Origin of the sequence: Salipaludibacillus sp. HK11 (assembly GCF_047795645.1) — a bacterium.
GTDB lineage: Bacteria > Bacillota > Bacilli > Bacillales > Salisediminibacteriaceae > Salipaludibacillus.
This window is the reverse complement of the sequence record NZ_CP181045.1, coordinates 2,951,699-2,977,951: the sequence shown is the minus strand read 5'-3', so window position 1 is coordinate 2,977,951 and position 26,253 is coordinate 2,951,699. Positions and strand designations below refer to the sequence as shown.

The window sequence follows — 26,253 nt, the reverse complement described above, 5'->3', positions numbered from 1 at the left end:
AATGAAAAAAAGAATCAAATTAGATAGAGTAACCTTACCGGAACGAATGTTTGATATCGGTAACTATATATTAATGGCTGTTATTGTGGTTATCATGCTTTACCCTTTCTTAAATGTTTTAGCGATTTCATTCAACGAATCAACAGATACGATTCGTGGTGGGATTCACATCTTTCCTAGAGAGTTCACACTTGAAAACTATCATGTAATTATGCAATATGACACATTAATTAGAGGTTTTATAAACTCTGTATTAAGGACAGTAATCGGAACGGTACTAGGTTTAGCTGCTTGTTCAATGGTTGCTTATACGTTAAGCCGGCAAGACTTTCAAGCGAGAAAATTTGTTTCGATCGCGATCGTATTAACAATGTTTTTCAGTGGAGGGTTAATCCCAACGTACATGTTAATGCGTGATTTAGGGCTAATTAACACATTTGCTGTTTATATTGTTCCATTATTAGTAAGTGCTTGGAATATCATTATCATACGTTCCTTTATGGACGGTTTACCGCATGCTTTACAAGAGTCAGCTAAAATAGATGGAGCAAATGATTTTACAATCTACTGGAGAATCATTCTACCGATTTGTAAGCCGGTATTAGCGACGATAGCTTTGTTTATTGCAGTGATGCAATGGAATATGTGGTTTGATACGTATATTTACAATAGCGCAAACGATGCATTAACAACGCTACAGTATGAGTTAATGAAAATATTACAGAACACATCTACTTCGGCGGGAGCTGGGATGGATTCCGTTAGAGGAGACGCAGCCCAATCAAACAGAGTTTCTCCTGAATCCGTAAGAATGGCAATTACGATTGTCACGATTGTTCCGATTTTAATGGTCTATCCGTTTTTACAAAAATATTTTGTGAAGGGTATGACTCTTGGAGCAGTGAAATAATCTCGATATCAACGGGTAGAACCTGGCAGGTAATACCTGTTTATATAAAATGGCTAGAGCTTTTTTCATAATTAAAGGGAGGGTTTACGAATGAGTGGAAAGTACATGAAGTTTATTGGAGTATTAATCATGTTTAGTTTACTTTTATTCACCGCAGCATGTAGTGATTCTGAAGAGTCATCTACGAACAACAATGAAAATGATAATAATGAGGTGAACAGCGAAGGAAATGACCTAGCTGATATGGAAGAGATAGAATTTTCATTGTTTGCGGCCGATGACAATCCTAGTTGGAACGGCATGGAAAGTCAAGTAGGTCAAATTATTAAAGAAGAAACTGGTGTTTCGTTAGAGGCAGATTTCGCCCTAGGTGATCCAGCAGAAAGAATTTCTTTATTTGCTGCAAGTGGTGATTATCCTGATTTTATTTTGCCGAAAGGTGACGGTGGGCTAATGGTTGATGCTGGAGCGATGGTTGATTTACGACCATTAATTGAGGAGCATGGACCGAATATTCAAGAAGTATATGGTGATTATTTAGATCGAATGACGTGGAGCCAAGATGATGATGCGATTTACTTCTTGGGAACAAACGGTGTTGATCAAGAATATTGGAATCCAGGAAACGGTTTTTGGTTACAGCACGCTGTTGTGGAAGAGTTAGGATACCCTGAAATTAATACAGTAGAAGATTTTGAGAACGCTATCAGAGAATACTATGAAATGTATCCTGAAATTGATGGGCAACCAACAATCCCATTATCGCTACTTGCTGATGATTGGAGAATGTTGATTTCAGTTACAAACCCAGCATTCTTTGCAACGGGTGGATCAGATGATGGTGAGTGGTATATTGATTACGAAACGCAAGAGGCAACATTACACTATCGTAGACCAGAAGAGCGTGAATACTTCCGTTGGTTAAATCACATGAACAACGAAGGGTTATTAGATCCAGAGAGTTTTGTGCAACAAGAAGATCAGTACATTTCTAAGATATCTTCCGGACGTGTTCTCGGAATGATTGATGCTGACTGGTCGATTGGTGATTCACAAACTGCCTTACGAGAAGATGGAAAACAAGAGAGAATGCACGGGATTTATCCTGTAACGTTAGACGATTCGTTTAAGCATGCGAATATGCAAGAAGCTGGTTACCTTGCAGAATGGGGAATCGGAATCACTGTTGATAACCCAAATCCAGTTCGTGCAATCAAATTTCTTGATTGGATGGCAAAAGAAGAATCGCAAATTCTAAACAACTGGGGAATTGAAGGAGAGCATTACCAGTACGACGATGAAGGAAATCGTTATTTAACAGAAGAGCAACGTGAAGAACGTAATTCAGACACGACTTTTGATGAGAGAACGGGAATAAATGTGTTTACGGCATATGGCCCGAACTATGGTGATGGTGTACTTGATTCAGACGGACAACCAATTACAATCAATACACCAGAAACAGTCATTGATGATTACACTGCCAAAGAAAAAGAAGTGTTAGAGAATTACGGTGCAGAAACGTGGGCTGATCTTTTCCCATCATCTGATGAGTTCCCTGTTAAACCTTGGGGTGCTGGTTGGGAAATTAACTGGAGTTCTGATTCACCAATTGCTGTTCCATTCCAACGAGCGCAAGATACGATGATGACGAGAATTCCAGAAGCAATTTTAGCAGACGAAGATGAGTTTGATGAAGTGTATGATCGCTTTATGGATGAATTAGAAGGTCATGGTGTCGATGAGATGGAAGAAGAATTTAATCAGTTGATTCAAGACAGGATTGAATTGTGGGGCGAAGACGAGTAATAATTTCGTGCCAATGAAAACTAAAAAGAGATGGACCCTGTGTATGTCATAGGGTCCTATCTTTAAAAAAAGGAGCTTTGACAAATATGAAGTTTACAGATGGAAATTGGTTAATTAGAGAGGGCTTTGATCTCATAACACCTGTCCAATTATTTCGTGCTGCCCATCATGAGAAGTCATTAACTGTTCTTGCCGCACCAAAAGATGTCACTACGAGAGGCGCACAACTTGATATACCGCTACTCACGGTCACTTATTCATCGCCAATGGAAGATGTTATAAAAGTGCAAGTGGTACATCATAAGGGCAGAAAAAAACAAAATCCAGAATTCTCAATTAATCAACAAGAAAACGTAGCAATAAATATAGAAGAAACCGATAAAAATGTCTCGTTTAAAAGTGGTAATCTAGCTGTAGAAATCGATAAACTGAACGGTTGGGGAGTCGACTTTCTCCAAGGAGATAAACGTATAACGGGGAGTGGGTTTAAAGGGATGGCCCATGTGACAGATGCCGATAATCATACATATATGCGAGATGAACTAGATATAACCGTAGGAGAAAACGTGTATGGTCTCGGGGAAAGATTTACACCGTTTGTGAAAAATGGTCAAGTCGTAGACACCTGGAATAAGGATGGTGGAACAAGCTCCGAACAGTCATATAAAAACGTTCCTTTTTATTTATCTAACCAAGGCTACGGCGTTTTTGTCAATCACCCGGAAAATGTTTCATTTGAAGTAGGCACAGAAAAAGTATCCAAAGTGCAATTTAGTGTTGAAGGAGAATCATTAGAATATTTTATAATTGGCGGAGAAACAACGAAAAATGTATTAGAAAACTATACAACGTTGACAGGTAAAGGCGCACTTCCTCCTGCTTGGTCCTTTGGTTTATGGCTAACAACATCCTTTACAACGGATTATGATGAGGATACAGTCAATAGTTTTGTCGATGGGATGGCTGAAAGAGATTTACCATTAAGTGTCTTTCATTTTGACTGTTTTTGGATGGAAGCATTAAAATGGTGTAACTTTGAATGGGACAAAAACGTTTTTCCGGATCCAGAAGGAATGCTCAAACGTTTAAAAGAAAAAGGGTTGAAGATATGTGTGTGGATTAATCCTTATATCGCGCAACAGTCTCATCTTTTTGATGAAGCAGTGGAACAAGGGTATTTATTAACGAAAGCAAATGGGGATGTATGGCAATGGGATAAGTGGCAACCGGGCATGGGTATTGTCGATTTTACCAACCCTGAGGCTTGTGAATGGTACAACGGGCACTTAAAGAAATTACTTGATATGGGTGTAGATAGCTTTAAAACGGACTTTGGTGAAAGAATTCCAACAGATGTTGTTTACTATGATGGATCGAGTCCAGAAAAAATGCACAATTACTATTCATTTTTATTCAATCAGAATGTCTTTGAATTATTGGAAGATAAACGTGGGAAGGGAGAAGCGGCATTGTTTGCGCGTTCTTCCACGGCAGGTGGCCAACAATTCCCCGTCCACTGGGGTGGAGATTGTAATGCAACGTACGAATCAATGGCGGAAAGCCTTCGTGGCGGGTTGTCTTTAGGTCTATCCGGTTTCAGCTATTGGAGCCATGATATTGGTGGGTTTGAAAGTACAGCACCAGCTGATTTATATAAGCGTTGGGCCGCATTTGGGTTGCTTTCGAGCCATAGTAGGCTTCATGGAAGTAAATCGTATCGCGTCCCATGGCTATATGACGAGGAATCCGTTGATGTCGTTAGGCACTTCACGAAATTAAAGTGTCAGTTGATGCCGTATATCTTTCAATCAGCGGTTGATTCGTCTACGAGGGGACTACCGATCATGCGAGCGATGTTACTCGAATTCCCTGATGATCCAACGTGTGACTTTTTAGACCGACAATATATGTTTGGAGATTCATTACTAGTGGCCCCCGTCTTCAGTGACAATGGTGTTGTCTCGTACTACTTACCTACAGGTACTTGGACGAATTACTTTACAAATGAAACAGTTGAAGGTGAAAGTTGGTTCAAGGAGAAACATGATTATATGAGTATGCCGCTTTTTGTACGTCCTAATTCGATTATTGCAATTGGAGCGGAAAATACGAAGCCGGATTATGATTTTGCAGATAATGTTGAATTGCATGTGTTTGAGTTGAACAATAGCGCAACGACGACTGTTAGAGATGTTAAAGGAAACGAAGAATTTACTGTGACAGTAACGAAACAAGCAGAAACGTTGTCAGTGACGTTAAACAAACAACCATCGAAACCTTGGAGTGTTGTATTCAGAGGGCTAGAAACAACCGCTTCTGTCGATGAGGCAACAGTAGAGAAGACGTCCTTAGGGGTGAAAATCACGCCGGATGATCTTCAGAAAGGCTTTAAGTTATCTCTGTAAGACTGAAATTATATCATGAGAATAATGATATAAGGTTCTCCCAAAAGACCATTTAAGGTTTTGGCAGGGGAACCTTTCTGTTTTAGAAGAGGCGTCCACTGTTTTTCTAGCATAGTCAATAAAAAGAAAGAGGTGTTTTTTATGAGTATGTTTCAATTTCCAAGCGATTTTAAGTGGGGAACAGCTACAGCATCTTACCAAATAGAAGGTGGGTACAATACAGATGGCAGAGGGATGTCTATATGGGATACCTTTTCAAGGAAACCAGGTAATGTTTTTCGTGGAGATACGGGTGATGTAGCTTGTGATAGCTACTATCGTTATCAGGAAGATATTGCATTGTTGAAAGAACTAGGAGTGACGACATACCGCTTTTCTGTTTCGTGGTCACGGATTTTTCCGAATGGTACGGGTGAAGTGAACCAAAAGGGATTAGACTATTATCATCGTTTAGTAGATGGCTTGATTGAAAATGGAATTGAACCATTCTGTACGCTTTACCATTGGGATTTACCACAAGCTTTGGAAGATAAGGGCGGTTGGAATAATCGCGAGACAATTGATGCATATGTGTGTTATGCAAAAACGATGTTTCGAGAGTTTGATGGAAAAATATCATCGTGGATCACATTGAATGAACCGTGGTGTGCTTCCTATTTGTCAAATTATTTAGGAATCCACGCCCCTGGTAACAAAAACCTTCAACTGGCAACAAATATTGCTCACCATATGCTTGTTGCTCACGGACGAACAGTGAAGGAATATCGAGATTCAGGTTACCGGGGTGAAATTGGAATTGCGCCAAATATGACATGGGCGATTCCGTATACAAGTAGTCCTGAAGATAAAGCGGCGTGTTTACGGAATATTGCATGGACAGGTGACTGGTTTACTGATCCAATTTACTTCAAAAAATATCCTAGAAATCTACTTGATTGGTTCGAAAAAGAAGGTGTGAAAGTTCCTGTCGAAGAAGGTGACATGGACGTAATCTCTCAGCCAATTGACTTCCTTGGGATCAATTATTATGCCGCTAGCGTGAATCGATTTAATGAAGGTGCTGGTTTGTTACAAAGTGAAGAAGTCGATATGGGATTTGAAAGAACGGATATTGGTTGGCCGATCGAAGCAAAAGGGTTATATGAATCTCTTCACTACTTAAAGGAGAAATATGGGGATATCGCTGTGTATATTACTGAAAATGGCGCTTGTATTAATGACGAGCCGGTTAATGGACGTGTTTATGATGAGAGACGCGCGAATTATATAAAACAACATTTAATTCAAATCCACCGAAGCATAGCAGACGGAATTAACGTTAAGGGATACATGGCTTGGTCACTGCTTGATAATTTTGAATGGGCAGAAGGCTACAGTAAGCGATTTGGTTTGGTGTTTGTTAACTTTCGAACCCTTGAAAGGACGAAAAAAGATAGTTTTTATTATTATCAAAGGATTGCCAAAAATGGCTGGTTTGAGTCGACGGAATGAGCAAAGAATAAGATAGGTAGTTACGAAGGGCGATCGTGAGCGATCGTCCTTTTGAATCGTTTGAGACCATTGATGGGGAATTACGGGGAGAAAGGTAACACCGAGTTGCCTCATGTGCCCCATAGCGAGCTGCTTTCGAAAAGAAATGTCACAAGATTGTAACGACTTGAGCCCATAGATGAGCAAGACAAGGAAACAAAGCAACAAACCACAACTAACTAACCAATAATTATTATATGATTTTTGCAAGAATACGGAGGGTATTGAAAGCGCGTTCATTATTGTAGGATGGAAATACACTTAGTATTGATATAAAAGGAGAGATTATTTTGATTGAAACGAATAAATATCGTTTTCAAAACGTAGCATTATCATTTGAGGAGAGAGCAAGGGATCTTGTGTCCCGTTTTACGCTAGATGAAAAAATTGAATTAATGATGCAGCATCAACCAGAGATTTCTAGGCTTGGAGTGAAAGCTTACAAACAAGGGACTGAAGCGGCTCATGGACTTGCTTGGTTAGGTGAGGCGACGGTTTTCCCGCAAAATATCGGTCTATCACATACTTGGAATCCTTCGTTAATGAAAAAAATTGGAACAGTGATTGGTGATGAAGCAAGGGTATTTTTTCAAAAGGATCCTGCTATCAATGGCTTAACGCTTTGGGCGCCAACAGTCGACATGGAACGTGATCCAAGGTGGGGAAGAACGGAAGAAGCGTATGGTGAAGACCCTGAATTAACTGGACAATTAACGAAAGAATTGGTAAAAGGAATGCAAGGTGATGATCCTGTTTACTTTAAATCAGTAGCAACTTTAAAGCACTTCCTCGGAAATAATAATGAAGTGGATCGCGGTTCATGTTCAGCTAGTATTGACCCGCGAAACATGTATGAATATTATTTGAAGGCTTTTAAACCAGCGATTGTAGAAGGCAAGGCCAAGTCAATCATGACTGCGTATAACTCAATTAATGGAACACCAGCAATTTTACATCCATATGTTCAGGAAATTGTTAAAGACGAGTGGGGAATGGATGGTTTTATCGTTAGTGATGCAGGCGATGTATTAGGTATTGTTAAAGATCATCACTATTATGAGAAATATTCCGAAGCGTTGGCTGAGACGATAAGAAGTGGTATCGATAGCATTACGGATGATGCTGATGATTCAATCAAAGCGATGCACGATGCTATTGATCAAGGGATATTGGCGGAAAGTGATTTAGACAAAGCATTAGAAAACGCGTTTGGTGTTAGATTTCGATTAGGTGAATTTGACCCTGAAGAAAATCCTTATGCTCATATACCAGAATCAAAGCTACTCGCCCCGGAACATCAGCAATTATCTTACCAGGCAGCACAAGAGCAAATGGTTTTGTTAAAAAATGATGGTCTGCTCCCATTAAGTAAAGAAGTAGGTTCTGTTGCAGTTGTTGGGTCGTTAGCAGATGAGGTGTATATTGATTGGTATAGCGGAACGGCACCATATAAAGTGACTCCTTTTGAAGGTATTCATGAAAAAATTGAAAGCAAAGACATCGCTTTGAAAAAAGGAAGTAATCACGTACGCATTCGTTCAAAGAATACCGGACACTATATTGGAATAGATGAATCGAACGGCCAAGCTTTGATAGCGAATAAGGCTCTAGCGGAAGAAGCAGAACTATTCGAAATGACTGATTGGGGTTGGGGAAGTCAAACACTTAAGTCGTTATCGACAGGTAAATTCGTTACTGCAGGAGACGAAGCCTTAACAGCGACGGCAGATGAAGCACGTGGATGGTTTGTAAAAGAACAATTTAGTTTTGAAAAAGAAGATAGTGAAATGAATCAAGTATTAAAATCGTGGAATGGGAAACCAATCTGTGCGCTGAAAGATAAACCTTTATACGTTCAAGAGGAAGGTGAAGTAACAGACGTCACAGATCAATTCGAATTAGAAATCGTCGTAAACGGACTTTCAGAAGCAATGAATGTAGCGGAAGCAGCGGATACAGCGGTCGTATTTGTCGGAAACAATCCTTTTATTAACGGAAAGGAAGAAGTTGATCGCGACGATATTGTACTACCACCTGCCCAAGAACAGCTTGTTCGTTCTGTGAAGGAAGTGAATCCTAATACGATTGTCGTAATTGTAAGCAGTTATCCATACGCGGTTAATTGGTGTGATAAACATGTACCGGGAATTATCTACACATCTCATGCAGGACCGGATTTAGGCTCGACCGTTGCTGATGTTCTCTTTGGTGATTACAACCCTGCAGGTCGGTTAAGTATGACTTGGTATAAGTCGATAGCTCAACTTCCAGACATTAAGGACTACGATATCATTAAAGGGAAACGAACATACCAATACTTTGATGGCGAAGTCCTCTATCCATTTGGTCATGGGTTAAGTTATACTGAATTTAAGTATAGTGATGTGAAGTTAAGTAAGAATAAAGTTGGCTCGAATGATGAAGTGAACGTATTTGTTGAAGTAGAAAATATTGGAGTTGTTACAGGCGATGAAGTGGTTCAACTATATGTTAGAGCTAATCAATCACGAGTGAAACGTCCGCTGAAAACTCTTAAAGAGTTTAATAGAATTACCTTACAGCCCAGAGAAAGTAAACAGGTCGAATTTACATTAGCTATTTCTGAGTTGGAAATGTGGGATGTGACAAGAGACAAGTATTGTGTAGAGTCAGGTGCTTACACGATCATGATCGGCAGGTCTGCAGAAAATATTTTGACAGAAGCGGTGTTAAAAGTTGCTGGAGAGGTGATTCCACCACGTTTGCTAAGTGATGGGGTTCAAGCAATAAATTATGATGATTACCACCAAGTAATTTTAGATGAAGCTGAAGGAAAGACCTATTGTGTGCGGACGACTCAAGAAGGTGGTTACATTGCGTTTCACGACGTTGCACTTGGCGGGGGAACAACTAAATTTCAAGCGACCGCATACACAAACTCAGGATCTGCTGGACTGGTGGAGATAAGAGTTGGAAGCGAAGAGGGAACATTAATTGCTAAAATTACAATCAATTCTTCTGAAACTTGGCAACAGCTTACAAGTAATTTAACTGAGGTGAAAGGCAACCAAAATATCTTTGTCGTCATGAAAGGCGATGTGAAATTAAGTTGGTTGCGATTATATTAACGTAAAACAAAAGAGGTGTTTCATGAATATAATCGAAATGAAATACCGCAAAAGTTGGGGCAGATTGCAAAAAGCAATGGTGGTTACAATTATTTTATGCTCATTTCTAACGTTATCTGCATGTGGTGCAGACAATGACGATCCTAATACATTAGACGTCATGTTCTTTACCGAATTACCATTGGATTTAAATGATGACATCGATGCCTATTTTGACAGTATTTCAGATTCAGATGATAAGACGGTGGAAGTTCATATGTTCCTCCCATCTGCTGAGAAATTAACGATTGAAATGGTTGCAGGCGATGGAGATATTTATATAGTAGACGACTATATGTATAATATTATTTTTGATCCGGTCATTTTACACCCGTTAGACTCGGTTGTTGATGGAGAGTCTGCAAGGGGTGGTATTGACGATAAATACTTTGCCATTGATGAAGATACAGGAGACGAGCATATTTATGCCGTTCCATTAGATAACGAATCGCAGTTTTTGCAAGATATCCAAGTAAATCATTCCTCATCTTTCATTGCTGTGATGATGACAGACAGGTATATAAATCAATTTGGCTTGGAATTGTTAGAAGCGATTAATTAATAGTGATAGGATAATTAGAGATGAGTTAACTTGGTAGGGAGAGGGTGATGAATATGGCGAAAAGTATGACGGATACCCCTTTATACGCTCTTGCTGATTGGGTAATGAAATTGGCATATATTAACTTACTATGGTTCTTGTTCACCTTTCTAGGACTTATCATATTAGGTTTCATGCCATCAACGGTTGCGATGTTTACTGTCGTACGAAAGTTATTATTAAAAGATGACATACCAATTTTCAAAACATTTTATCGCGCATTTAAAAAAGAGTTTCTCAAGTCCAATTTACTAGGATTCGTTCTTGGTGTAGTGGGGTTTATTCTATATATTGATTATTTATATTTGGGAACGACTGATGGCTATATTCACAGCGCCCTTTCTGTCGGGTTAATACTCATTTCAATTTGCTATATCGCGATTACCTTAATCATTCTACCTATTTATGTACATTATGATTTAAAGTTTATTCACTACTTTAAACACGCTTTTTTTATCGCTTTGATTAGTCCACACATTATTATTTTCTTAGCTGTTGGAATCGTTGGAATTTACTATGTATTTAACTTTTTACCTGGTCTAACGATGTTTTTCTTAGGAAGTGGTGTGGCAACGTTCAGCATGTGGTGTACTTTAATGGCTTTGCATAGAATTGAAAAAAAGAAGGAAACATTAGAAACAACTTAACGAAAAAATCATAGCTGCAACAATAAAATATTAAAGCGCCTTTCGATATCCGAAAGGCGTTTTTTAGTAAAAGGATTTTCTATTTAATCGCAATAATATAACTCTTTAAAGAAGGATATTTTATTCTGATTGATGCCTTTGTTGCACATAGGCTTGTTGTGAAGTTTTCATTTCTATGCCGTACGTTAATGTCGAGCTCGCTTGGAGAGAAATAAGTAAAAGTTTTCCTTCCAATTAAGAGAATTTATTTTACAAGATTGAAAGGATTCATAAATAGAAAGAGACAGACCATAATGATTTTAAAAAACTAGTGTTCATTCTTTTGCGGTGTCTACACTTAAACCTTGCTGCTTCGCTTCGATTTTTCGAAATCCTATTAAGAAAGAACCCATATTAACGGCTCCAAACAGGCTGATCCCTAAAATAGGAAAGAGAATTGGAAAAGTGAAAATTAATAAAGCGATTAAGATGTTTGTAAATATTAAGAATAATAGCCGGAAAGGTTGTACTAAACTTATTAAAAAAGCTCGCTTGTAGTAGTCTTTAAAGGATAACTCAAAATGACTAAGAACTGGAAAAATATTAATGGCGATAAACAAAAATGCTAATCCTAACATTCCAAGAATAACGAGCAAAGGGTTACTAATCCAATGTGAGAGATTAATTAATACAAGAAAGTCAAGATACAAAAAGATCCCGATAGCTACTAGGGGAAGGCAAATAAAATTTGATATTTTGAAATGTGCTTTATATTCTTTCCAAAAAGTCATAAACACAGGGAAATCATCTTCTCCTCGGAACCACTTTCGAAACAAAGAAAACATTGTTGATGTAGCTGGCATGACTCCAAAGATGATACCACCAAATAGTGTAAAGATGAACCAAAGAACATTTATATATGTAAAACGAACGAACCATTCCGCCATGCGCATGATGCCTGAGTAGGGATTGGATTGATCCATAAAAAACACCTCCTTTAAGTACACGATTCTATTTTTATATTACCATCCAATTATATCATTTACAAATATGTAAATGTTGTTGTTTACTTAATCTAAACGAAGCTATTAATATAGTGAGGGGTATTTTTAACAATTCTATCTACATTATATTGGAGAAATTAAATAAAAAATAAAAGCGCATTCATGTTGAAATGTTAGGCTGTATGGTAATTATGACAAAAGAATAACCAATCTAAGAATTCGCTTACATTATTTTTAAAAATAGCATTGACTTTAATGCTTAATCTAAATATAATTAAGTTAATGTTTTTCGAATTGATTAATGAATTTATTAACCTATAGTTTACTTGATTACACGGAAGGCCTCCTTTCTGGAATAATAAAAAGGGTTCCTTTCTGTAAAATAAATATAAATATGAAGATTTAAGGGAGGTCAATGATGAATATTTTAAAGAAGAAAATCAGCGTATTTTCAATGGTTGCAGCATCAACAGCATTATTATTTGCTTGTGGTGGAGGTAGTACCGGTGGTGTCGAGGATAGTGAGATTGATGAAGACGGTGTTACACACATTAGTCTTTCAACTTGGGGAATCCCGGCGGAATTACGAGTTATGGAAGAATTAGTCGAAAACTTTGAAGCAGAGAATGAAGATATTCGTGTTAATCTGTTACACATTCCGGATGATTACACAGGTAAAATGAATACGATGCTAGCAGGCGGAACAGCACCTGACGTTGTATTCGCATCAGATGGAGATTTTGGTGGGTGGGCACGTGCAGGGTTGTTTTTAGACATCCAAGAAATGGCTGAAGAAAGTACGATTGACCTTGACGACATGTGGGATACAGCACTCGATCGTTATCGATGGGATGGTACTCGTCGTGGACAAGGTAATTTGCATGCGCTACCAAAAGATATCGGGCCATCTGCTATCTACTATAATAAAGATCTCTTTGATGAAGCTGGAGTTGAATATCCAGACCCAGTTGAACCAATGACTTGGGACGAGTTATTAGAAAAAGCTAAAGCGTTATCTGGTGATGACCAGTTTGGCCTTGGACCTATCTGGTGGGAAGGATTTGTATGGTCAAATGGGGGAGAATTCCTTAGTGAAGATCTAACAGAGTTTATCCTTCATGAAGAAGAAGGTGTTGAAGCAATGCAATTTGTTGCTGATTTAACAAATGTTCACGGAGTAGCTCCGAATTCGCATCAACTTGATGCAATGAATGCAGACCAAATGTTTGAAACTGGACGTATAGCCATGAACATGGCAGGACGTTGGATGGTTCCAGATTATCGTGAAATGAACTTTGATTGGGATGTAGCTCCAATGCCACAAGGGCCTACAGGGATTTCGACAAACTGGTCAGGTTCTGTAAGTTATGCAATTAATGAAAAAACTAATTTTCCAGAAGCTTCATTTAAATTAGTTGAGTATTTAGCTGGGGATCGTGGTCAAGAGATTCAAACAGAACTAGGCTTTGCGATTCCAACTTATGAGTCATTAGCAGAAACAGATGTCTTTCTTCAACCAGATCAAAAACCGGCGAATGCGGAAGCTTTTATTATCGGAGCGCAAACGCAACGACCTGGACCTTGGAATATCACTCCGAATAACCGTTGGTTAGATGAATTGAATCAAAACCTAGGCGATGTTTGGAATGGTGAAAGAACAGCTGAAGAAGTGTTAAATGAAATACAGCCTGACGTTCAAGCGTTCCTTGAAGCTGGAAACCCTGAAATCTTTGGTGAAGAAGTAACAGAGGAAGATCTTCAACTGCATATTGATGAAGACATCGAACTTGATGATGAACTTAAAGAGTTAGAAGAAAGAGATTAATTAATGCATAATAAAATATATTAAATATCTATATCGGGGGGATAGAACCCCTCGATATTTTCGTAATAAAAAGTAATGCAAGGAGAGGTGAGATCCGTGGCCGGGAATACTTCAACAAACGAAGACAAACCGTTAAATACTGGAACTGAAGTTCCATTTAATAAGAAAAAAAAGTGGAATAAAGAATACACATGGGGTTACCTATTTATAGCTCCCCCGATTATTGGGTTTGTGCTATTTGCTTTTCTACCGATACTATATTCTGTGTACGTAAGTTTCACTAGTTTTGATTTGTATAATGATCCCGTTTGGATTGGGGCAGATAATTATCAACGTCTATTCTTTGAAGATGCTCTTTTTAGGAAAACAATTATTAATACATTTTATGCTGCAATAGGGATTCCGTTGGGGATGGTCATTTCCTTAGGGATTGCTTTGGCCCTTAATCAAAAAATTAAAGGGATATCTATATTTAGAACAGCATTTTTTCTCCCGGCAGTAAGTTCAGTCGTTGCAGTCACACTTTTATTCCGATGGATTTTTAATGCAGACTTTGGACTATTAAACATCGGTCTTGGTTACATCGGAATTGATGGACCTAACTGGTTAACGAGTGAAACATGGGCGATGCCTGCTTTGATCATTCAAGGTATTTGGGGTGGTCTAGGTATTAACATGATTTTATATTTGGCAGCATTGCAAGGTGTTAATAGAGCATTATATGAAGCGGCGGATATCGATGGAGGAAATGGGTGGCAAAAGTTCCGCTACATAACAATCCCTTCAATTTCACCAACAACGTTTTTCATATTAATTACTTCAACAATTGGTGCTTTGCAAGATTTCCAAAGGTTTATGATTATGACAGAAGGTGGACCAAACTATGCGACTACCACCGTGGTTTATTATATTTATAACAATGCCTTTAGTTATATGGAAATGGGATATGCCTCAGCCATGGCTTGGCTACTTGGTATTATCATACTGATCATTACATTAATTAACTTTAAAGTAGCCCAAAAATGGGTTCATTACTAGAAAGGGGTGGAGAGACATGGCAGATCAACAAAATTGGTATCAAAGTAAAGAAAAAGTAAGGAAAGTAAAAAAATTATTCTCTTACATCTTCCTGACTATTGGTGGATTATTTATGGCTATTCCGGTCATCTGGATGATTTCTACTTCTTTAAAAAATAGAGGGGATATTTTTACGATGCCTCCGGAATTTATTCCGAGCAGTCCGACTTTTGACAACTATGTCCGAATTTTTGGAGAATCGGATATCGTTCGAGGGTTTATGAATACGATGATTATCATCTTACCAACGACGTTTATTGGTGTTACCGCAGCTGCTTTGGCTGCATTTGCATTTGCAAAATTGAAATTCCCTGGAAGGAATAAGTTATTTTTCTTTCTTATCGCAACAATGATGTTACCTGGTATTGTTGTATTAGTTCCTCAGTTTATCCTTTTCCGTACGATAGGATGGTTAGATACTTTCCTTCCACTTATGGTACCTGGATTCTTTGGTGCTGCAATGGCGGTTTTCTTTTTACGACAGTTCTTTATGGGAATTCCGGATGATTTAATTGAAGCAGCTAAAATTGATGGTCTGAGTTACTTCGGTATCTTCCGAATTATCATGGTTCCTTTAGCGAAACCGGCAATTGTTACCCAGTTAATTCTTGGATTACTAGCAGGGTATAACGATTTTATGGGACCATTAATTTATTTGAATTCTCCAGAAAACTTTACTTTACAACTTGTTCTTGCATCATTCCGCGGTTATTATACATCTGATTGGGGTCTAATCATGGCAGGTTCTGTTTTAGCGCTAATTCCAACATTATTAGCTTTCTTCTTTGCACAGAAACAATTTATTGAAGGAATTACCATGACTGGAGTGAAAGGATAATGGAGGAACGGGAAGGGGCACTCTCTAGCAATCCGGAAGATTGGGGGAGCTATAATTGTCACGATCCATCTATTTTCAAAGCGAGCTCAGGTCAATACTATATCTTTTCAACGGACACAAAATCACATTCTAATCCATATTCAATGCCAACAGGCTGTCAAGTTCGAACATCAAAAGATCTTGTTCATTGGACTTGGCAAGGGACGGCATTAGAGGGTGTTCCAACTGAAGCATATGCTTGGACAAAAGCTCGAGGCCTTTGGGCACCAGAAGTGGCTTTTTGGGATAACCGATATTACTTGTATTATAGTGCCTCTCAATTTGGAAAAAACCAATCATTTATTGGTCTTGCTACGAGTGATTCTATTGATGGTCCATGGGAAGATCGAGGAGCAATCGTGAAGACTGAACATGGTGTATCAGGACCAAATGCGATTGATGCAAATATAGTTTTTGATAAGAAAAAAGATCCTTATCTTTGCTACGGATCTTTCTTCAATGGAATTTATGTAAAAAAACTAGATCGATCGACAGGTAAATCTATCTCTGAAGTAAATGGAACGTGTATAGCAAAGAGAGATCACCAAACTCGTGAAGGTGCAGTGGAAGGACCTTATATCTTTTACTATCCAGAACACAATTATTATTATTTGTTTCTTACGACTCTCTCTTCTCGAATTATCACATTCGAGTTGGGAGATCTCGTTCAATTGAAGGACCTTATGTTGATTCGCAAGGTTTATTGATGACAGATGATTCGGAAGAGCTTGCAGATCAAGTTGGTGAGAAAATTCTTTCGAGTTATCGTTTTTCAGATGAAACAGGGTGGATGGCTCCAGGACATAATTCTATATTGCAGGACGGGGAGAAAACTTTTCTTGTCCACCATGCGAGACAATTAAATAAAAAAGATCTTTTTTCCCTTCATGTTAGGGAATTGAAGTGGCTGTCAGATGGATGGCCAACCGTTGCTATCGAGAGGTATAAAAACATATCAGATTGCGTAGAAATAAATCTTTCAAAAAAAGGATTGTATGAAGGCTTTTTATTTGATAAAGCTCATCGTGGTATCCACGAATCTATTTTACTTGATCGTGTATCCAATGAGGAGCTTGTTTTTGACAAAGAGCGGTTTCAATTCATAAAGAGCGAAGGTGGTACACTTACTTATCGATCACTTATTCATTCAAAACTCACATTAAAATGTATTGAGTTTATTGGGTGGGATTGGGATTTAGACCAGTCTACATGGCTTCTTTCTGGCAGACTTTCAAGTGGAACTACCTTTTCCTTTAAAAAAAAGCTAACCAAAGAATAGTTAAAAACTTATATTTTCATTCGTTAAATTTAATAAGAACGGAGTGTATATCGTGACAGTTTCAACAAAAAAATCAACTTATGTTAATCCAATTGTCGAACAACGTGCTGATCCTTGGGTTTATAAACACACAGACGGGTATTATTATTTTACCGGTTCATTACCGACTTATGATGGAATTGAACTTCGGCGTGCAAAAACATTAAACGGTTTAAAGGAGGCAGAACCGGTCATCGTTTGGAACAAACCTGAGATAGGACCTGCGTCTAATTTGATCTGGGCACCAGAAATTCATTTCATAGATGGGAACTGGTATATCTACTTTGCTGCAGAGGGTCGAAATGAGGCTAAAGAAAAGACCTCCAGCCATCGTATGTTTGTTTTAGAAAATAAATCGAAAAATCCATTAGACCTTACTTGGGTAGAAAAAGGTCAGTTGAAAACAAATTGGGAGAGCTTCTCATTAGATGCAACTACCTTTGAACATAAAGGGAAAAGATACCTTGTATGGCCGCAAAAGGATGAAGAAATTGCTGGTAACTCAAATTTATATATTGCGGAAATGGAAAATGCATGGACGATAAAAGGTCAGCAAACGTTGTTGACGAAACCTGAATACGATTGGGAAACGATTGGTTTTGCTGTTAATGAAGGTCCCGCTGTCGTCATTCGAAATCAAAAAGTATTTATCGCTTACTCAGCTAGTGCTACCGATCATCATTATTGTATGGGTTTATTAACAGCTGATGAGAATGCAAATTTGCTTGATTCAAAAAGTTGGATAAAATCAAATGATCCAGTATTTGTAACGAACGAAGATAATTCAAAATTTGGACCTGGACACAACAGTTTTACAGTGTCAGAAGATGGTAAAGAGGATGTCTTGATTTATCATGCTCGTAGTTACAAAGAAATCGTAGGTGATCCACTTTATGACCCTAACCGGCATGCGTGCGCTCAGGTATTTACCTGGGACAAAGGTGGGGATCCATTTTTTGGGGTACCAGTAGCTGATTCTAAGAAATAAAAACTACAATTGGAAAGGGTGAATGAGTGTGGTTGAAAACAAAGCAAAGATGATCATTGATAAGTCATTTCGGATTTCGAAAGTTGATGAGCGTATTTACGGTTCGTTTATAGAACACTTAGGAAGAGCAGTTTACGGTGGGGTATTTGAGCCAGGACATCCAGATGCGGACGAAAACGGTTTTCGTAAAGATGTGATGGAACTCGTTAAGAAATTACAAGTACCAATCATTCGATATCCAGGTGGAAACATGGTATCAGCGTATGATTGGGAAGATGGTGTAGGGCCAAAAGAAGATCGACCGAATCGCTTAGAATTAGCTTGGCGAACGATCGAAACGAATGATGTTGGTACAAATGAATTTATGGAATGGTCAAAAAAAGTGAATGCTGAAGTGATGATGGCGATCAACTTGGGAACGAGAGGCATCGATGCTGCGAGAAATTTTATTGAATATTGTAATCATCCTGGTGGATCGAAATATAGTGATCTTCGTATACAACACGGCTATAAATACCCGCATAATATTAAAACGTGGTGTCTAGGAAATGAAATGGACGGACCTTGGCAAGTTGGACACAAAACTGCTGAAGAGTATGGAAGACTTGCATCAGAAACAGGAAAAGCGATGAAGTTAGTCGATCCATCGATTGAACTTGTTTCTTGTGGTAGTTCCAACTCTAAAATGCCGACTTTCCCAGAGTGGGAAGCGACAACGTTAGATCATACTTACGACGTGGCAGATTATGTCTCGCTCCACCAATACTATGGCAATCATGAAAATGATACCGCAAACTACTTAGCGAAATCGATGGATATGGATCATTTCATAAAAACAGTGATCGCGACATGCGACTATATTAAAGCGAAGAAACGTAGTAAAAAAACGATGATGTTAAGCTTTGATGAATGGAACGTATGGTATCACTCGACACAGCAAGATAGCAAGTTGGAACCTTGGACTGTCGCACCGCCTCAATTGGAGGATGTCTACAATTTCGAAGATGCGCTATTAGTAGGGTCGATGTTAATGAGTTTCTTGCGACATGCCGATCGTGTGAAAATGGCAGCGATGGCGCAACTGGTTAATGTAATTGCGCCAATTATGACAGAAAACGGAGGTAAGGCTTGGAAACAGACGATCTTCTATCCTTATATGCACGTATCTGTCTTCGGTAGAGGCGTTTCCTTACATCCGGTGATTTCTTCACCGAAATACGACAGTAAGGAGTTTACGGACATACCATATATTGATTCTGCAGTAGTTCATAATGAAGAAAACGAAGAGTTAAATGTCTTCTTAGTGAACCGCCATTTAACAGAAGGTATCGATTTATCCATTGACGTGCGAAGCTTTGAGGATTATCAAATCGTCGAGCATATCGTCCTAGAACATGACGATATGAAAGCAACGAATACAGTGATAAAAGAAGAAGTTGCACCGCACACAAACGGCAATTCTAAGTTGCAAGATGGCTTGCTAGAATCTAGGTTAAACAAAGGGTCATGGAATGTGATTCGTTTGAAAAAATACTAAGTCGTGAGAGTAGTGTCTTCACGATTTTTACTTTGACACGTATAAGTAGAAAGAAACCCTAGAGGGAAAGTTGCTTCTAGGGTTTTCTTTCATGTTTTATTATGATGGTACTTGAAGCGGCTAAGACTAAAGACAATAGTCTAAAACAAACAGGATAAAGAAAAAAGAAGCCTCCTTCCTATAATATATTAGGATGAGGCTCCTTCGTTGTACTTTAAGAATATTCAACTTCGATAAAGGATTAAAGTATAAGATAAACTAAGACTTTCGCCATGAAGGACTTGGCGACAAGCCACGTTTTCTAATCGTTCGTTTTTGCTATGCTTTTTTGTGTCCCAGGATTTAAGTCTTTCGTGTAGAAAAGTCGAAAGATGATGTCCTGTTTGTAGTTTCCGAATCGTGAGCCGAAAATGGTTACCCCACCAACATTCTTTGCGTCGTTTGGTACTGAAACACGAAATGACCACTGCATAGAGCGGATCTGTATATCTTGAATTGTAACGTCAGAGAGCTTCATGCCGTCCATATAGGTTCCTTCTTCAGTTATGCGGATAAACTTAAGTAACCCGTATTGGTTGATGACCTTAGGCCACCAATCAGGAGTGTATTTACCAGGGCTATCACCAAAATCTCCTGGGCTAGTCCACGTACCAAGGTTGACATTATTCAAGTAAAAGGTAATGTCAGATGGCCAGTTTTCGTTGGTAAATGGCGCTTCTGATGACATTTCTAAAGAAATTTCTAAAGCTTTTGGATTTTCTGTTGGTGTCAAAAAATTGGGTATTTTGTATTCAATATAACCTTTGCTAAACCAAAGAATTTTAGCGTTTACTCTTTCAGGGTCTAAAAAGTACCGAGGTTCATCAAATTCTCCAATAATTTGTTCAGGTGTTGCCAATCCACATGTTGGCTCTACATAGAAATCAGTGTAGTGGCCGACAGAAAGGATCGTTTCATGGTATTTTGTTAAACTTTCTGTCTTTGGTGGAAAGTGAATCTCAATTTGTTCAACATCCAATATGCAAAGTTTTTGAATACCAGCTTTTCCTGGTACCATTTCAGTGCGAATTATTTCTGATTTCTCTAACTTTTTTATGTGCATTGTCATGATTGCACTGCTTAGTCCAACGGATTCAGCTAATTCTCTAATATTCATAGAGCGCATCGTAAGTTGCTGAATAATTGCCAATCTAACTTTGCTAGCAAGAGCTTCATATACAGGCAAAGAATCTGTCGAAATGTCTAATTGCATGATCGTTCCTCCATTATAAAAAAGTAAAGTGCATAAACGATTCTTTATTCAAACTACTACTCGTAGAATGGAACTTCATTTCATTATACTGTTAATTTTATAAATATACTAACTAGTTTTAGTAAATCGCTTGCATGGGAAGGGTTCATTTATAGCGTTTTCATAGTTGGTAGATTATAAAAATCGATTACTTCCAATATACCATCTTGAGAAGGAAGTCGAAATGACTATTACGGTATTATTTTGTTAAGGCTTTAATTAGAATTCTAGATCTGCGAAACTTTCCCTGGTGAAGACCACAATAAATGTTTTTCCTATGGCTCTTTCATACTAATATTAACATTATTATTTATTAAATAAAAGGAGGGAAAACATTAAAACTACTGATTTCCAATATAAAACCTAAGTTTATTGGACAAATAATGAACTATGGTTAATGTAAATATGATTTAATTCATAAAAAAGTTTAATTAACTCTTTCTTTTGTGAGAACAATAATATAAAATAGGTCTTATGCGGACAAGTAAGGAGTATTTTGATATTTTAAGTAGTAAAAGTATTGCCATAAAAGTCTCAAAGTATATCCGACATAATAACGGTGAAGAGTAAATTATACTATATGTCGCATAAACTAGCGTCTTTCGATCACTTTCCTTAATTTTTTACGAAAGTTTTATGATTCCCTTTAGTGTAATTAATTGATTTATGCAAAAATGATTCTCTTAAAGCGAAGACATACTATAAACTAATATATAGATTGTCTGCATATGTTGAAAGGGAAAAGTTCTTAGTAATGATTGACCATGATTTACTACTCTATTGAACAAGTAAAAATTAAGCTAATTTATCAAAGTATGTCGTGAATGTTAGATAAGATTCTATTTACCGATGTATTAAATTTAATTAAATTAATGAAAAAACATCCGTACAAGTTTATAATAAGTAGTGTAGAATAAAAGAATACAATATGAAGGGAATGAATTATTCATGTTAGAGCAGTTAAAAGAAACTGTATTCAAAGCAAATTTGGGCCTTCCAAAATTTCAATTGGTAACGTTTACGTGGGGAAATGTAAGCGGTATCGATCGTGAAAATGGCTTGGTAGTAATCAAACCAAGTGGGGTTGATTATCACGAGATGAAGAGTAAAGACATGGTTGTAGTCGATCTTGATGGAAATGTTGTTGAAGGCGACTTGAAGCCGTCATCAGATACTCCGACACACATTGCATTATATAAAGGATTTGAGGATATTGGCGGAATTGTTCATACGCACTCTACGTGGGCGACATCATGGGCGCAGACAGGAAAGGGAATCCCTGCTTTTGGAACGACACAAGCAGATTATTTCAAAGGGGAAATTCCATGTACTCGTCCGATGACAGAGAAAGAGATAAATGGCGATTATGAACTTGAAACAGGAAATGTGATCATTGAAGCCTTTGCTGATATGAATCCAATGCATACACCAGGTGTGCTTGTGAATTCACACGCACCATTTGTATGGGGGAAAGACCCTATGAATGCTGTTCACAACGCTGTTGTGATAGAAGAAGTAGCAAAAATGGCAGCTAAGACACTGAGTATAAAAAGTGATACGCCTCCAATGGATCAAGTGTTATTAGATCGCCACTTTAACCGTAAGCACGGTAAAAACGCTTATTATGGCCAATCTAAATAATAAAATAAAATCGGATAAAGAATATACGATTGGTGTAGTTACGGCACAGGGTCTGATTGGGCAGTATATGAAACGTTTGAAGGTAGTTTGAGAAGTAAAAAAATATAAATATTTTATTTCAATGAAAATGTGGGAGGAATACAGATGTTAAAAACAAACAAATATTCATTTTGGTTTATTACAGGGAGTCAACATTTATATGGTGAAGAAGCACTCGATGAGGTAGCAAGCCACTCAAAAGAAATTGTTGAGAAATTAAATAAAGAAGCTAATTTTCCGTATGAGTTCGTTATTAAACCTTTAATGACAACACCAGATGCGATTCGTCAAATGGCAATTGAAGCAAATAGTGATGAAGATTGTGCTGGAATCGTGACGTGGATGCATACCTTTTCACCTGCAAAAATGTGGATCGCAGGACTTAAGCAGTTAAATAAACCGTTATTGCATTTGCATACACAATTCAATCGTGAAGTTCCTTGGGAAGAAATTGATATGGATTTTATGAATTTAAACCAATCAGCTCATGGAGATAGAGAGTATGGATTTATTGGATCAAGAATGAATATCCCTCGTAAAGTAGTTGTCGGACATTGGGAAAATGACGATGTACGCGAGCGTATCGCAGGTTGGATGAGAACAGCAGTAGCAGTTACTGATGGGCAAAATTTAAAAGTTGCTCGTTTTGGTGATAACATGCGTGAGGTTGCAGTAACTGAAGGAGACAAAGTAGAGGCTCAAATCAAATTTGGTTGGTCTGTATCTGCGTTTGGTATTGGAGACCTTGTAGAAAGAATGAATCAAATACCTGAAAAAGAAGTGACGGCATTATTTGAAGAGTATAAAACTCTCTATAAGTTTGCTGATGAGTCAGAAGCATTTAATGCCTCTGTGTTTGAACAGGCTAGAATTGAATTAGGCTTAAAGGCATTTTTAGAAGAAGGTGGGTTCTCAGCCTTTACGACGAACTTTGAAGATTTACACGGAATGAAGCAACTACCCGGCCTTGCAGTGCAACGACTAATGGAGCAAGGTTACGGATTTGGCGGTGAAGGTGACTGGAAAACAGCGGCTTTATTAAGAATGATGAAGATCATTGCTGATGGAAAAGGGACATCCTTTATGGAAGACTACACATACCACTTGGAACAAGGGAACGAGCTTGTTGTTGGCTCACATATGTTGGAGGTGTGCCCTACGATTGCAGCTAATGACCCGCATGTTCAAGTTCATCCTCTATCCATGGGTGGAAAAGAGGATCCTGCAAGACTTGTGTTTGATGGAGCGAGTGGACGAGCATTGAATGCGTCTCTTGTTGATATTGGACATAGATTCCGTCTCGTTGTTAATGAAGTAGAAGCTGTTGCGCCGAAAGATACACCGAAACTTCCAGTTGCGAAAGTATTGTGGGATTGTAAGCCATCTCTATCTGAAGCGACAGAATCTTGGATCCATGCTGGTGGAGCGCACCATACCGTATTCAGCTTTAACGTGACTCCGGAACAACTGAATGACTGGGCAACGTTAACAGATATTGAAGTGGTATTTATTAATGAAAAAACAGATGTAATGACCTTCCAAAACGAGTTGAAGTGGAATGAAGTTTATCATCGTCTATCTAAATAATAGTCTTCCTATAAATCTAGCATTCTATTTAGATTAATGAGATTCTAACTATGCTTGAAATGGAAGATATGCTTCGAAAACTAGGTGGTTATGAAAACTCAACTGCGTTGGGTCTGGATGAAAATCTCATTTACGAAAGTTTGCAAAAAGCTCACTTGGTTCGAGAGCGGTGTACACTACTTTACTACTATAATACGAAAGTTGCTAAAAAATCCTAGGAGGACGAGGAAATGACAAAACCTATCATTATTAACACAGATATTGAAAAAAACACGATTAATAAAAACATTTACGGACATTTTGCTGAACATTTAGGAAGATGTATCTACGAAGGGTTTTGGGTAGGAGAAGACTCGGATATTCCAAATACAAATGGGATTCGGAATGATGTAGTAGAAGCATTAAGAAATGTAAACATTCCATTGCTCCGTTGGCCTGGGGGATGTTTTGCTGATGAATATCATTGGAAGGATGGCATCGGACCTCGTGAAGAACGTAAGAGAATGGTTAACACACATTGGGGGGGTGTCGTTGAGAATAATCACTTCGGTACGCATGAATTTATGATGCTTTGTGACATGCTTGGTGCGGAACCTTATGTTAACGGTAACGTTGGGAGTGGAACGGTTCTAGAAATGCAAGAATGGATAGAGTACATGACATTTGAAGGCGAATCTCCAATGTCAAACTTGCGGAAGGAAAATGGACGTGAAAAGCCTTGGAAGCTGAAATACTTTGGTGTTGGAAATGAGAACTGGGGATGTGGAGGAAATATGCGACCACAGTACTATTCAGATCTCTATCGTCAATTCCAAACATACGTACGTAACTACGGCGATAACAAGTTATATAAAATCGCAGGTGGAGCCAACGTCGATGATTATAATTGGACAGAGGTTCTTATGAGGGAATCAGCTGGATTAATGGATGGATTAAGCTTACACAATTATGTTTTTCCAGGTGGTTTTGAAAATAAAGGTTCTGCTTTGGACCCAACAGAATCAGCTTGGTTTGTTACTATGAAGAAGTCGTTCTATATGGATACGCTTATTAAAAGACACTCTACGATTATGGATAAATACGATCCTGAGAAACGGATTGGAATGATTGTCGATGAGTGGGGAGCATGGTATGACGTAGAGCCAGGTACAAATCCAGGGTTCTTATATCAACAAAATACGATTCGTGATGCGCTCGTAGCAGGGATACACCTCCATATTTTCCATGAGCATAGTGATCGTGTGCACATGGCAAATATTGCACAAACAGTAAACGTCATACAAGCGATGATATTAACAGAAGGTAGCAAGATGATCCTCACTCCGACTTACCATGTGTTTGAAATGTTTAAAGTGCATCAAGATGCTCAGTATCTCGATGTGTCAGCAGATGTTCCATCATATGAATTTGAGGGAGAAGAACTGCCGCAAGTGAGTGTGTCTGCTTCTAAAGCTGCGAATGGAGAAGTGAGTATTAGTTTGTGCAATATTGACACTAAGAAAGATGCACCTATAACATTGGAATTGCGCGGGTTAAAAGAAGGCGTGAAGAACGTTTCGGGACGAATTTTAACAGCAGATAAAACAAATACCCACAATACGTTCGAGAATCCTGACAATGTTGCTCCAAAAGAACTAAAAGGAATCGAAGTTTCAGATGAAACGCTCACTGTAACATTGCCTCCAATGTCTGTTTCAGTGATTACGTTTTAAATGTAAAAGCTTATCTTTTAAAAGGGGAGCTGAACGAAAGCGATGACCTCGAAATGTAAAAGTTGCGGCAAAGATGTGAATGTAAATGCGGCAGAAATGTATTCAATAGAAGAAAGTGACATTTCTGAAGAGTTATATCAACAAAGATTGTCTACATGTATGGAATGTCCATCTTTACTTTATGGAACGACATGTCAGCATTCCGGATGTATTGTTCATTATAGAGCGATGATCCAGGAAAAATCATGTCCTCATCCAAAAGAAGCGAAATGGTAAACTGATATTTTTAGAGGTTGTTCTAAAAGGTGATTCATTCCTTATGGAAAACTT

General features: G+C 38.2%; 19 protein-coding genes and 1 pseudogene. 18 read left to right on the top strand and 2 right to left on the bottom strand.

Going from position 1 to position 26,253, the window contains the following annotated elements; genetic code table 11:
- The first annotated feature begins 1 nt into the window (after nt 1).
- The 7 genes from ACM26V_RS14325 to ACM26V_RS14295 all read left to right on the top strand — a co-directional run bounded on the left by ACM26V_RS14325 (nt 2) and on the right by ACM26V_RS14295 (nt 11,048).
- Nucleotides 2-910 carry a carbohydrate ABC transporter permease gene (locus tag ACM26V_RS14325; RefSeq protein ID WP_416147397.1) on the top strand — a complete coding sequence of 303 codons (909 nt, stop codon included), beginning with the start codon at nt 2-4 and terminating at the stop codon, nt 908-910.
- A 90-nt stretch (nt 911-1,000) separates the two neighbouring features.
- Nucleotides 1,001-2,719 (top strand): ABC transporter substrate-binding protein, encoded by a 1,719-nt coding sequence (locus ACM26V_RS14320; protein WP_416147396.1) that lies wholly within the window; start codon nt 1,001-1,003, stop codon nt 2,717-2,719.
- Between the two features lie 86 nt (nt 2,720-2,805).
- On the top strand, nt 2,806-5,124 hold the full coding sequence (yicI, locus tag ACM26V_RS14315; protein ID WP_416147395.1) for an alpha-xylosidase: 2,319 nt from the start codon (nt 2,806-2,808) through the stop codon (nt 5,122-5,124).
- 141 nt (nt 5,125-5,265) lie between these two features.
- Nucleotides 5,266-6,615 (top strand): GH1 family beta-glucosidase, encoded by a 1,350-nt coding sequence (locus ACM26V_RS14310; RefSeq protein WP_416147394.1) that lies wholly within the window; start codon nt 5,266-5,268, stop codon nt 6,613-6,615.
- A 329-nt stretch (nt 6,616-6,944) separates the two neighbouring features.
- Entirely contained in the window at nt 6,945-9,761 is a 2,817-nt protein-coding gene (locus ACM26V_RS14305) for a glycoside hydrolase family 3 C-terminal domain-containing protein (RefSeq protein ID WP_416147393.1), read from the top strand.
- 22 nt (nt 9,762-9,783) lie between these two features.
- Complete coding sequence (locus tag ACM26V_RS14300; RefSeq protein ID WP_416147392.1) at nt 9,784-10,362, top strand: hypothetical protein; 579 nt, start codon at nt 9,784-9,786, stop codon at nt 10,360-10,362.
- Nucleotides 10,363-10,409: 47 nt separating this feature from the next.
- Nucleotides 10,410-11,048: a YesL family protein gene (locus ACM26V_RS14295; RefSeq protein ID WP_416147390.1), complete on the top strand. Its 639-nt coding sequence runs from the start codon at nt 10,410-10,412 to the stop codon at nt 11,046-11,048.
- A gap of 314 nt (nt 11,049-11,362) precedes the next feature.
- On the opposite strand, the gene ACM26V_RS14290 is transcribed toward ACM26V_RS14295, so the two are convergent.
- Nucleotides 11,363-12,010, bottom strand: a complete 648-nt coding sequence (locus tag ACM26V_RS14290) for a YesL family protein (protein WP_416147389.1) — start codon at nt 12,008-12,010, stop codon at nt 11,363-11,365.
- A gap of 436 nt (nt 12,011-12,446) precedes the next feature.
- On the opposite strand from ACM26V_RS14290, the gene ACM26V_RS14285 reads away from it, so the two are divergent.
- From ACM26V_RS14285 to ACM26V_RS14260, 6 genes and pseudogenes are all read left to right on the top strand, one after another.
- Nucleotides 12,447-13,856, top strand: coding sequence for an ABC transporter substrate-binding protein (locus ACM26V_RS14285; RefSeq protein WP_416147388.1), 1,410 nt, complete (start codon nt 12,447-12,449; stop codon nt 13,854-13,856).
- A gap of 96 nt (nt 13,857-13,952) precedes the next feature.
- On the top strand, nt 13,953-14,894 hold the full coding sequence (locus ACM26V_RS14280) for a carbohydrate ABC transporter permease (protein ID WP_416147387.1): 942 nt from the start codon (nt 13,953-13,955) through the stop codon (nt 14,892-14,894).
- A gap of 16 nt (nt 14,895-14,910) precedes the next feature.
- On the top strand, nt 14,911-15,771 hold the full coding sequence (locus ACM26V_RS14275; protein WP_416147386.1) for a carbohydrate ABC transporter permease: 861 nt from the start codon (nt 14,911-14,913) through the stop codon (nt 15,769-15,771).
- Nucleotides 15,771-17,089 (top strand): annotated as a pseudogene (locus ACM26V_RS14270) (arabinan endo-1,5-alpha-L-arabinosidase). The gene ACM26V_RS14275 and the pseudogene ACM26V_RS14270 overlap by 1 nt, the downstream one beginning before the upstream one ends.
- A gap of 52 nt (nt 17,090-17,141) precedes the next feature.
- The gene (locus ACM26V_RS14265; protein WP_416147385.1) at nt 17,142-18,116 is read left to right on the top strand and encodes a family 43 glycosylhydrolase; all 975 of its coding nucleotides are present in this window, start codon (nt 17,142-17,144) and stop codon (nt 18,114-18,116) included.
- 49 nt (nt 18,117-18,165) lie between these two features.
- The gene (locus ACM26V_RS14260) at nt 18,166-19,653 is read left to right on the top strand and encodes an alpha-N-arabinofuranosidase (RefSeq protein ID WP_416151883.1); all 1,488 of its coding nucleotides are present in this window, start codon (nt 18,166-18,168) and stop codon (nt 19,651-19,653) included.
- Between the two features lie 301 nt (nt 19,654-19,954).
- On the opposite strand, the gene ACM26V_RS14255 is transcribed toward ACM26V_RS14260, so the two are convergent.
- Nucleotides 19,955-20,905, bottom strand: a complete 951-nt coding sequence (locus ACM26V_RS14255) for an ArsR/SmtB family transcription factor (RefSeq protein ID WP_416147384.1) — start codon at nt 20,903-20,905, stop codon at nt 19,955-19,957.
- 987 nt (nt 20,906-21,892) lie between these two features.
- Between ACM26V_RS14255 and araD the strand changes: the two genes are divergently transcribed.
- The 5 genes from araD to ACM26V_RS14230 all read left to right on the top strand — a co-directional run bounded on the left by araD (nt 21,893) and on the right by ACM26V_RS14230 (nt 26,199).
- A complete protein-coding gene (gene araD, locus ACM26V_RS14250) occupies nt 21,893-22,585 on the top strand; it encodes an L-ribulose-5-phosphate 4-epimerase (RefSeq protein ID WP_416147383.1) in 693 nt (230 codons plus the stop codon).
- A 144-nt stretch (nt 22,586-22,729) separates the two neighbouring features.
- Entirely contained in the window at nt 22,730-24,211 is a 1,482-nt protein-coding gene (gene araA / locus ACM26V_RS14245; RefSeq protein WP_416147381.1) for an L-arabinose isomerase, read from the top strand.
- A 50-nt stretch (nt 24,212-24,261) separates the two neighbouring features.
- Complete coding sequence (locus ACM26V_RS14240; RefSeq protein WP_416147380.1) at nt 24,262-24,429, top strand: hypothetical protein; 168 nt, start codon at nt 24,262-24,264, stop codon at nt 24,427-24,429.
- A gap of 12 nt (nt 24,430-24,441) precedes the next feature.
- Complete coding sequence (locus tag ACM26V_RS14235) at nt 24,442-25,923, top strand: alpha-N-arabinofuranosidase (RefSeq protein ID WP_416147379.1); 1,482 nt, start codon at nt 24,442-24,444, stop codon at nt 25,921-25,923.
- Between the two features lie 42 nt (nt 25,924-25,965).
- On the top strand, nt 25,966-26,199 hold the full coding sequence (locus tag ACM26V_RS14230) for a DUF6171 family protein (RefSeq protein ID WP_416147378.1): 234 nt from the start codon (nt 25,966-25,968) through the stop codon (nt 26,197-26,199).
- The last annotated feature ends 54 nt before the right edge of the window (nt 26,200-26,253 follow it).